Genomic DNA, 5,175 nt, shown 5'->3' on the forward strand with positions numbered 1-5,175 from the left:
CTCCCCATCCCCCCATCTCCCCATCTCCCCATCTCCCCATCTCCCCATCTCCCCATCTCCCCATCTCCCCATCTCCCATCCTCATCACAGCGGGTTTTGCACTACTTTCTGTTTGCGCTTCCTTATAGTAGATACTTCTTGCACCTCTTGATTTTGCTCTTCTTTGAGTCTCTCTAGCTTGTCTATTTCTGGTAATTTGAAAAGCACCCCTGCGAAAAACCAGTAGTAAACAGCAACCGGGTCAACATCTAAAGGATAGTAATAGGTGTTGTAACTTATAAACAATATAAACACCCACAAAGCCGCTCCGTAACCACGGAAATTACGGTTTTTTATTTTACGATAAGTTTTGAAGGCACAAACTGTTAAGGTGGTGACTAAACCCAAAAACCCTAATACTCCCAAAATTCCGACTTCAAACATCACTTTGGGATAGTAAGTTTCTACTAATTTAGTCGGTCCCATGATCCTGGCTGAGTTGGTCGCTCGTCCCAAACCGTTACCTAATGGGTTTTTGGTATTGTTAGCAACCTCTTCAAATTGCTGAGTGATAAATTCGTAGGGTGGTGAAGCATTCCAACGGCTGATAAAGCTATCCATTCTTTCTTGAACAACTACGGGATTACTTGCGATCGCAATTGTCAAAATCAAGATTAATCCACCGAAAATCGGAACAAAGCGTTTGAGGTTAGCAAATTGACCTGTCAGTACCAGTAATAATACTAGGCAAGCAGGTACTAAGGCTAAAGCAATTCTTTGTCCGGAAATCACTGCATTAACAAACACTGCTCCCAAGGAAACTAAACCAAACAACCTCCACTTCAAGGAAGGGTCGCTAAATCCGGTACCAAATGTAAAAAATGTACTGGAAATTAAAAACCATGCCCATTGCCAAGGTGCAACAAAAGTACCTGGTAATCGAATTATCCCTTGGCTGGGACTGTAAACTAAGGCACCACCAATAAAACACCGGGCTTCTAATGTTGCTTTAAATAAATCAACTCCCGTAGCATCACGAGTCCCTTCACAGATACCTGCAACTAGTAACGCATATTGAACAACTCCCAGCACGCAGCACAGGAGTATCAGGACAACTTGAAGACGAGTTACAAATAAAAAATCCTTTTTATTACGAATTAAATAATAAGCACAGGTAATCAAGGGTATGTAACCCATGAGTACTTTCAATCCCAAAATCCCCATCCCCAAAGGTATCTCTTTCGGTGGTGTCTTGAATAAGGCTGGAGGTTCGGGGTTAAATTGCTGCATTCCATTGACAAACAATAGCGTGCAAATACATAAAGTTAATAAAATCAGTAATGGTGTTTTAATACCTTTGGGAATGACAAAAGGTAAATTTTGCTGACGGCATTTCTGCCACAGTGCTATAACTGCTGGAACGTAAAACCCATCTTTGGCTAATTGAAGTATGGCATTTCCCCCCAGCAGGTAGGTGACGGTACCCGCAAATGGGATATAAAAAACAAATCCGAATAAAGCTTGACGAGGATATTTATAAGAAAGTGCTATTACTATTACTGCCATTACAGCGGGAACTGCTAATTTAATTCCCCCGACAAAAAATAACGCAATTCCTAAAACAATACCTACTCCTCCGGCTTTGGAGAGTAGGCTGGTCAATTCTTCACGCGCTCTTGTGGCTTTGCGTTTCTGGGCTAACCTTTCTTTAAGAGGGAGGGTAGGTTGTTCTTTCGACTGCTCTTTTTTATTCTTCTTTTTTTTCTTTGACTTGAGCATATTAAATTTGAGATTTTAGATTAGTAAATCAAATATGGTTAGTAGGTACTAGTTAGTCGATAATAACCAACAACTCACATTTAGGTTAGTTGATAGGTGATAAAAAAATAACCTTCCTACTAACATTCACCAATCCAAATCTCAAAAATAATTTACGCTACCAAATGTTCCCGTACTACATCAACCAATTCTTTTGTCCAGTAGTTAGCAACGTCATCTGCTTCAGCTTCTACCATGACTCGGATTAAAGGTTCCGTACCAGAAGCGCGAACCAATACTCGACCAGCGCTACCCATTGCTACTTCAGCACGACAAATAGCCTGCTGCAACGGCTCGCAGTCTTGCCAACCTACGCGCTTTTCTCTATCTTCTACCCGCACGTTATGCAATAGCTGGGGATATGTGGAAAAGCTTCCATCTACCATTTCTGATAAAGGTACACCTGCTTGATGCACTAAAGCCGCTATGTGTAAAGCTGTCAGCAAACCATCTCCAGTTAAACCATAGTGACGGCAAAGGATATGACCGGATTGCTCCCCTCCCAACATTCCACCAGCGCGGAACATTTCAGCCTGTACGTATTGGTCTCCAACTGCGGTACGGGTAAATTTACCGCCAATTTGTTTCCAGGCTCTTTCAAAACCTAAATTTGCCATGACAGTGGAAACAATTAAATTATCTGGTAGTTCCTGCTTTTTCTGCAAGGAATTTCCCCATAGATAAAGAATGTAATCCCCGTTAATCGGTCTTCCGGTATTGTCTACTGCTAATACTCTGTCAGCATCACCATCAAACGCAAAGCCCAAATCGGCATTGTTTTCCTTTACAACCGCTTGCAAAGTGTCCAAATGAGTCGAACCGCAATCCACATTAATGCGATCGCCATCTGCTCGATCGTGCAGCGAAATAACTTCTGCACCTAATTCCTTGAATACAGATGGTGCTAAACCAACTGCTGCTCCCCATGCTAAATCTAAAACAACCTTCATTCCTTGAAGATTTACATGACCGTGTAAGGGTCCTTTCAATATCTGAGCATATTCTGAAATCAATTCCGGACGCGAGAAATGCCTTCCACAATCACTAATACTCACCGCAGGAGATGCTTGACCGCGCAATCCAGCTTCAATTTCTTGCTGTAAACTCTTGGATAACTTTATCCCATCACCACCGAAAATTTTAATCCCGTTGTCTTCAGGTGGGTTGTGACTCGCACTAATCATTACTCCACCCACAGCATCCGTAATGCTACTTAGATAAGCAACGCAAGGAGTAGGACATAAGCCCAAATACCACACCTGTAAACCAGCTGCCGTTAAGCCCGCACTCAAAGCCATTGCCAGCATATCGCTAGAATTTCGAGAATCCTGTCCGAGAATCACCGGACCGATTTTCTCTGCATGGGTACGCAACACTATACCCGTCCAAAAACCCACTTGCAACGCTAAAGGCGCACTCAGTAATTCGCCTACTCGTCCGCGAATACCATCCGTACCGAATAGAGGAGATTTCGGCAGTACTAAGGAATTGTGTCCGAAACCACTTGCAGAAGCTTTTTCCCATCCATTCGCCCCAAAAGCAGAATCTCCACGAATACCACCGTGAGTTCGAGTTATAAATGATACCATAGTTTTAAAAGGCTCCACACACTCACACAGGAGAATAACACTTTATACTTGATTGAACAATTCTTATTGAATACCTTTGCATCAGGACTTTTGATTAGATTATTTTTATTTTTCTCTTTACAAATTTATTCTAGTTTGGGTACTTTTGAGCAAATATACATATGAATTCTATCAAGCAAATATGAAGATTTTATCAAGTCAGTATTATCCCTGATGGCATTTAAAACTTATTTAAAGAGTCTTTAAAGTGAATTTAAAACTCTTTTAATCTGATAAATGTAATTACCTGAAATTACGCTCTTAATATACTTAAAAGCTGATTTACCGTATCGACCGACATTTGAAGTTACTTTAAATTTTATATCAGAATTAACACTTAAATGTATGTAAAACTAAACACACATGCATTGCAGCTAATAAATTGAGCAGAAAATACAAAAATTAATATAGCGAAACTTATAGCAATAAAAATCAATGAAACTTACATATTTTTATCAAGTGGCATGAGTATCGTAGTGCCAAAACAGACTTGTAGGAATTGCTTAAGAAATTTTAATAGAAATCATCATCAATTAGCTCTAATGTTACCTTTTAGTAGTTGTTCCTATTTATGAACAAGTGTGGATGATAGAGGCGGTTTTGAGCTTCGCGATCGCGTAGAATTATTGTAAGTAAGTTAAGATTTGAACGTTATCTTAACAGATCGCAATCAATTCGATGCCAATTGGCTCCTACGGGCATTCACTCACTTGCAACTTCATAACTTGAACCTTACCTTTAGTTAACCTTTTATTGTTGAGAAATTTAGTATGAGCAGTAATTTAGCAACCAAATTACGTGTAGGCACCAAGAAAGCCCATACAATGGCAGAAAACGTTGGTTTTGTTAAGTGCTTTTTAAAAGGAGTCGTTGAAAAAAATTCTTATCGTAAGCTAGTTGGCAACTTCTACTTTGCTTACACGGCGATGGAAGAAGAATTGGAAAGACACGCCAACCATCCAGTTGTATCCAAAATTGATTTTAAGGAACTCTACAGACAGCATAGTTTAGAGCAAGACCTCAGCTATTACTACGGTGCTAACTGGCGCGAACAAATCAAGCTATCGCCAGCCGGTGAAGCATACGTACAGCGCATCCGCGAAGTATCGGAGAAAGAACCCGAATTATTAGTCGCGCATTCCTACACTCGTTACTTGGGTGACTTATCCGGCGGACAAATCCTGAAAAACATTGCTCAAACAGCAATGAATCTCAATGAAGGAGAAGGTATTGCTTTCTACGAATTTGAGCAGATTGACGACGAAAAAGCATTTAAAGCAAAATATCGTCAAGCTTTAGATGAAATGCCTATCGACGAAGCAACAGCAGATAGAATTGTTGATGAAGCCAATGCAGCTTTTGGCATGAACATGAAAATGTTCCAAGAGTTGGAAGGTAATTTGATTAAAGCGATCGGACAAATGTTATTTAATTCTCTTACTCGTCGTCGCAATCGCGGTAATACTGAAACCGGATTAGCAACCGCTGATTAAGATTGATTAACTTGAAATAATTAATTTGTAGGGGTGGTGTCCTTATGATTGTTAGTGCAAAGTATTAGTAATTATAAGGATGTTGCCCCTAATATTATTTTTTAACAATCTTGTAGGTTGGGTTGAGGAACGAAGCCCAACATTATCTAAAAATTCAAACGAAATAATGTAAAGCAAGAGAATATTTAAATAATACCTAGCGAGCAAGATTTTTTTACATCTAGTTTGTAGTTCGTAGGTTGGGTTGAGGAACGAAA

The 5,175-nt window shown here is 39.9% G+C and carries 3 protein-coding genes; 1 reads left to right on the plus strand and 2 read right to left on the minus strand.

Going from position 1 to position 5,175, the window contains the following annotated elements:
- Nucleotides 1-84: 84 nt before the first annotated feature.
- Nucleotides 85-1,758 (minus strand): hormogonium polysaccharide biosynthesis protein HpsL, encoded by a 1,674-nt coding sequence (gene hpsL / locus VB797_RS34530; RefSeq protein WP_323242322.1) that lies wholly within the window; start codon nt 1,756-1,758, stop codon nt 85-87.
- Between the two features lie 152 nt (nt 1,759-1,910).
- Nucleotides 1,911-3,386 (minus strand): phosphoglucosamine mutase, encoded by a 1,476-nt coding sequence (glmM, locus tag VB797_RS34535; protein ID WP_323242323.1) that lies wholly within the window; start codon nt 3,384-3,386, stop codon nt 1,911-1,913.
- 809 nt (nt 3,387-4,195) lie between these two features.
- On the opposite strand from glmM, the gene VB797_RS34540 reads away from it, so the two are divergent.
- On the plus strand, nt 4,196-4,918 hold the full coding sequence (locus tag VB797_RS34540; protein ID WP_323242324.1) for a heme oxygenase (biliverdin-producing): 723 nt from the start codon (nt 4,196-4,198) through the stop codon (nt 4,916-4,918).
- Nucleotides 4,919-5,175: the final 257 nt, after the last annotated feature.

The organism is Rivularia sp. UHCC 0363 (assembly GCF_034931125.1).
In the GTDB taxonomy this organism is placed as follows: Bacteria; Cyanobacteriota; Cyanobacteriia; order Cyanobacteriales; family Nostocaceae; genus Rivularia.